The sequence below is a fragment of the Psychrobacter pulmonis genome, assembly GCF_904846465.1.
GTDB classification, from domain to species: Bacteria; Pseudomonadota; Gammaproteobacteria; order Pseudomonadales; family Moraxellaceae; genus Psychrobacter; species Psychrobacter faecalis.
On the sequence record NZ_CAJHAT010000010.1, the window covers coordinates 1 to 5,497 of the forward strand.

Below are 5,497 nucleotides of genomic sequence, written 5' to 3' on the forward strand. Positions count from 1 at the left end.
ATCAACTACTGGACGACAGTAGCTTGACACTATTTAAAAGCATAACTAAAGAACAACTTGTGTGGATTTTTGCTGATTCAGAATGCTAAAAAATAAAGTTGGTTGAAACTTCTTTTCGGAGTTCCTTCTAACTATAAAAATTATCATTTAAGACAGCAAGAAAACTCAAAGTTAATTCATTATATGAAACATACGAGAGCGTAATTGCCAGATTAAATGAGCCAAGTTTCGAAGTCTCTTTAAAGGACTTCATGCAAGATTAAACTGAAGAGTTTGATCATGGCTCAGATTGAACGCTGGCGGCAGGCTTAACACATGCAAGTCGAGCGGTAACAGGAGAAGCTTGCTTCTCGCTGACGAGCGGCGGACGGGTGAGTAATACTTAGGAATCTACCTAGTAGTGGGGGATAGCTCGGGGAAACTCGAATTAATACCGCATACGACCTACGGGAGAAAGGGGGCAACTTGTTGCTCTCGCTATTAGATGAGCCTAAGTCGGATTAGCTAGATGGTGGGGTAAAGGCCTACCATGGCGACGATCTGTAGCTGGTCTGAGAGGATGATCAGCCACACCGGGACTGAGACACGGCCCGGACTCCTACGGGAGGCAGCAGTGGGGAATATTGGACAATGGGGGCAACCCTGATCCAGCCATGCCGCGTGTGTGAAGAAGGCCTTTTGGTTGTAAAGCACTTTAAGCAGTGAAGAAGACTCCATGGTTAATACCCATGGACGATGACATTAGCTGCAGAATAAGCACCGGCTAACTCTGTGCCAGCAGCCGCGGTAATACAGAGGGTGCAAGCGTTAATCGGAATTACTGGGCGTAAAGCGAGCGTAGGTGGCTTGATAAGTCAGATGTGAAAGCCCCGGGCTTAACCTGGGAACGGCATCTGATACTGTTAGGCTAGAGTAGGTGAGAGGAAGGTAGAATTCCAGGTGTAGCGGTGAAATGCGTAGAGATCTGGAGGAATACCGATGGCGAAGGCAGCCTTCTGGCATCATACTGACACTGAGGTTCGAAAGCGTGGGTAGCAAACAGGATTAGATACCCTGGTAGTCCACGCCGTAAACGATGTCTACTAGTCGTTGGGTCCCTTGAGGACTTAGTGACGCAGCTAACGCAATAAGTAGACCGCCTGGGGAGTACGGCCGCAAGGTTAAAACTCAAATGAATTGACGGGGGCCCGCACAAGCGGTGGAGCATGTGGTTTAATTCGATGCAACGCGAAGAACCTTACCTGGTCTTGACATATCTAGAATCCTGCAGAGATGCGGGAGTGCCTTCGGGAATTAGAATACAGGTGCTGCATGGCTGTCGTCAGCTCGTGTCGTGAGATGTTGGGTTAAGTCCCGCAACGAGCGCAACCCTTGTCCTTAGTTACCAGCGGTTTGGCCGGGAACTCTAAGGATACTGCCAGTGACAAACTGGAGGAAGGCGGGGACGACGTCAAGTCATCATGGCCCTTACGACCAGGGCTACACACGTGCTACAATGGTAGGTACAGAGGGCAGCTACACAGCGATGTGATGCGAATCTCAAAAAGCCTATCGTAGTCCAGATTGGAGTCTGCAACTCGACTCCATGAAGTAGGAATCGCTAGTAATCGCGGATCAGAATGCCGCGGTGAATACGTTCCCGGGCCTTGTACACACCGCCCGTCACACCATGGGAGTTGATTGCACCAGAAGTGGTTAGCCTAACCTTTTAGGAAGGCGATCACCACGGTGTGGTTGATGACTGGGGTGAAGTCGTAACAAGGTAGCCGTAGGGGAACCTGCGGCTGGATCACCTCCTTATAGACAGCATTCGGTCAGCAAGAATTCACAACAAGTTGTTCTTTAGTTTAAGCTTACGTTTATACAAGCGTAATTTGGGTCTGTAGCTCAGCTGGTTAGAGCACCGTGTTGATAACGCGGGGGTCAGTGGTTCAAGTCCACTTAGACCCACCATTTATATATGGGGCCATAGCTCAGTTGGTAGAGCGCCTGCCTTGCACGCAGGAGGTCAACGGTTCGACTCCGTTTGGCTCCACCACTATAAACGCAGTAAGCTTAAGATGCTAATAAAAGAATAGGTATCAAACAGAAACAAGTGATTCCAATATAGCAATATATTATCTGATTACTTCTTTCTGTTTTATACGGAAACTTACTACTCGACGAGAGAGTAAGAACTATTTAAAAACATAGATATGAGTCTGGGTTAGAGTGGCGTGTTCACGCGACACTCTAACCTTAAGAAATCCTCTTTTAACGACATTGTTTGTTATCCCAAAGAGGATTTCTTAAAAAAGTAAAGAGAACTGAATCAAGCGTAAACATAGGTGATATCGTTATCATAATTAGATTGTATGACACTTTGAAGTCGAAAGACTACTTGGGGTTGTATGGTCAAGTAATGAAGCGCACATGGTGGATGCCTTGGCAGTCAGAGGCGATGAAAGACGTGACAGCCTGCGATAAGCTTCGGGGAGGCGGCAATATCCTGTGATCCGGAGATTTCTGAATGGGGAAACCCACCTAGCATAAGCTAGGTATCTTATATTTATATAAGAGGCGAACGAGGGGAAGTGAAACATCTCAGTACCCTTAGGAATAGACATCAATTGAGATTCCCCTAGTAGCGGCGAGCGAACGGGGAGAAGCCGATTAATTCTAATGTAGAAGAACAGCGTGGGAAAGCTGACCGTAGTAGGTGATAGTCCTGTATTCGAAACATTAGAGTTAACATATTAAGTAGAGCGGGGCACGAGAAATCCTGTTTGAAGATGGGGGGACCATCCTCCAAGGCTAAATACTCCTGACTGACCGATAGTGAACCAGTACCGTGAGGGAAAGGCGAAAAGAACCCCTGTGAGGGGAGTGAAATAGAACCTGAAACCGTGTGCGTACAAGCAGTGGGAGCCTTAATTTATTAGGGTGACCGCGTACCTTTTGTATAATGGGTCAGCGACTTATATTCTGTAGCAAGGTTAACCGTTTAGGGGAGCCGTAGGGAAACCGAGTCTTAATAGGGCGATTAGTTGCAGGGTATAGACCCGAAACCGAGTGATCTATCCATGAGCAGGTTGAAAGTGCCGTAACAGGCACCGGAGGACCGAACCCACTGTCGTTGAAAAGCCAGGGGATGACTTGTGGATAGGGGTGAAAGGCTAATCAAACTCGGTGATAGCTGGTTCTCCCCGAAAGCTATTTAGGTAGCGCCTCGGACGAACACCATTGGGGGTAGAGCACTGTTTCGGCTAGGGGGTCATACCGACTTACCAAACCGATGCAAACTCCGAATACCGATGAGTGATATCCGGGAGACACACAGTGGGTGCTAACGTCCATTGTGGAGAGGGAAACAACCCAGACCGCCAGCTAAGGCCCCAAATTCCTAGTTAAGTGGGAAACGAGGTGGGAAGGCATAGACAGCTAGGAGGTTGGCTTAGAAGCAGCCATCCTTTAAAGAAAGCGTAATAGCTCACTAGTCGAGTCGGCCCGCGCGGAAGATGTAACGGGGCTCAAACTAGGAGCCGAAGCTGCGGATTTGAATTTGTTTTCAAGTGGTAGGGGAGCGTTGTGTAAGCCTGTGAAGGTGTGTTGTAAAGCATGCTGGAGGTATCACAAGAGCGAATGCTGACGTGAGTAACGATAATGCGAGTGAAAAGCTCGCACGCCGGAAGATCAAGGGTTCCAGTCCAACGTTAATCGGGGCTGGGTGAGTCGACCCCTAAGGCGAGGCCGAAAGGCGTAGTCGATGGGAAATCGGTTAATATTCCGATACTTGTTTATAATGCGATGGAGGGACGGAGTAGGTTATGTCAGCCTGGCGTTGGTTGTCCAGGTGAAAGGATGTAGGCTTACAGTTTAGGCAAATCCGGACTGTAATATGGCTGAGATCTGATAGCAAGCGGTACTTGTACCGCGAAGTGGCAAATACCATGCTTCCAGGAAAAGCTTCTAAGCAATAGTTATAAACGAATCGTACCCTAAACCGACACAGGTGATCAGGTAGAGAATACCAAGGCGCTTGAGAGAACTCTGCTGAAGGAACTAGGCAAAATGGTACCGTAACTTCGGGAGAAGGTACGCTGCCGATGGTGATAGGACTTGCTCCTTGAGCTGTTGGCAGTCGCAGATACCAGGCTGCTGCAACTGTTTATTAAAAACACAGCACTCTGCAAACACGAAAGTGGACGTATAGGGTGTGATGTCTGCCCGGTGCTGGAAGGTTAATTGATGGGGTTAGCGTATGCGAAGCTCTTGATCGAAGCCCCAGTAAACGGCGGCCGTAACTATAACGGTCCTAAGGTAGCGAAATTCCTTGTCGGGTAAGTTCCGACCTGCACGAATGACATAATGATGGCAGCGCTGTCTCCAGCAGAGACTCAGTGAAATCGAAATCGCAGTGAAGATGCTGTGTACCCGCGGCTAGACGGAAAGACCCCGTGAACCTTTACTACAGCTTTACATTGAACTTTGACCTGACTTGTGCAGGATAGGTGGGAGGCTTTGAAGCCGAGACGCTAGTCTTGGTGGAGCCATCCTTGAAATACCACCCTGGTCATGTCGGGGTTCTAACTCAGGTATAACAATACCGAGGACAATGTATGGTGGGTAGTTTGACTGGGGCGGTCTCCTCCTAAAGAGTAACGGAGGAGTACGAAGGTGCGCTCAGAACGGTCGGAAATCGTTCATAGAGTATAAAGGCAAAAGCGCGCTTAACTGCGAGACCCACAAGTCGAGCAGGTACGAAAGTAGGTCTTAGTGATCCGGTGGTTCTGTATGGAAGGGCCATCGCTCAACGGATAAAAGGTACTCTGGGGATAACAGGCTGATACCGCCCAAGAGTTCATATCGACGGCGGTGTTTGGCACCTCGATGTCGGCTCATCTCATCCTAGGGCTGAAGCAGGTCCTAAGGGTATGGCTGTTCGCCATTTAAAGAGGTACGCGAGCTGGGTTTAGAACGTCGTGAGACAGTTCGGTCCCTATCTACCGTGGGCGTTGGAAATTTGAGAGGATCTGCTCCTAGTACGAGAGGACCAGAGTGGACGAACCACTGGTGTTCGGGTTGTCATGCCAATGGCATTGCCCGGTAGCTACGTTCGGATGGGATAACCGCTGAAAGCATCTAAGCGGGAAGCCCACCTCAAGATTAGATTTCCCTAAAGAGCCGTTCAAGACTAGGACGTTGATAGGCAGGGTGTGGAAGCACAGCGATGTGTGTAGCTAACCTGTACTAATTGCTCGTTTGGCTTGACCATACAACACCCAAGTGGTTTGTATCAAGTCTAATTATTTCGATATCACCTTAATCCTTGATTCAGTTGGATTAAGATGACACTAGTCATTAAAACACACAGACTCATATCTAACCCCCTTTGCTGACGACAATAGCATGATGGCACCACCTGATCCCTTCCCGAACTCAGAAGTGAAACATCATCGCGCCAATGGTAGTGTGGCCCCGGCCATGTGAGAGTAGGTCATCGTCAGCTCTCTATTCC

2 tRNA genes and 3 rRNA genes are annotated in these 5,497 nt (G+C 48.6%); all 5 read left to right on the top strand.

The window, feature by feature from the left end:
- The first annotated feature begins 261 nt into the window (after positions 1 to 261).
- The 5 genes from JMX70_RS12355 (at position 262) to rrf (ending at position 5,488) form a co-directional block, all read left to right on the top strand.
- Positions 262 to 1,800: ribosomal RNA gene (locus tag JMX70_RS12355) — 16S ribosomal RNA — on the top strand.
- Positions 1,801 to 1,876: 76 nt separating this feature from the next.
- Positions 1,877 to 1,953, top strand: a tRNA-Ile gene (locus JMX70_RS12360).
- A gap of 9 nt (positions 1,954 to 1,962) precedes the next feature.
- A tRNA-Ala gene (locus JMX70_RS12365) sits at positions 1,963 to 2,038 on the top strand.
- A 354-nt stretch (positions 2,039 to 2,392) separates the two neighbouring features.
- A 23S ribosomal RNA gene (locus JMX70_RS12370) occupies positions 2,393 to 5,254 on the top strand.
- A gap of 119 nt (positions 5,255 to 5,373) precedes the next feature.
- A 5S ribosomal RNA gene (gene rrf, locus JMX70_RS12375) occupies positions 5,374 to 5,488 on the top strand.
- Together the 16S, 23S and 5S rRNA genes with 2 tRNA genes alongside form the textbook arrangement of a ribosomal RNA operon.
- The last annotated feature ends 9 nt before the right edge of the window (positions 5,489 to 5,497 follow it).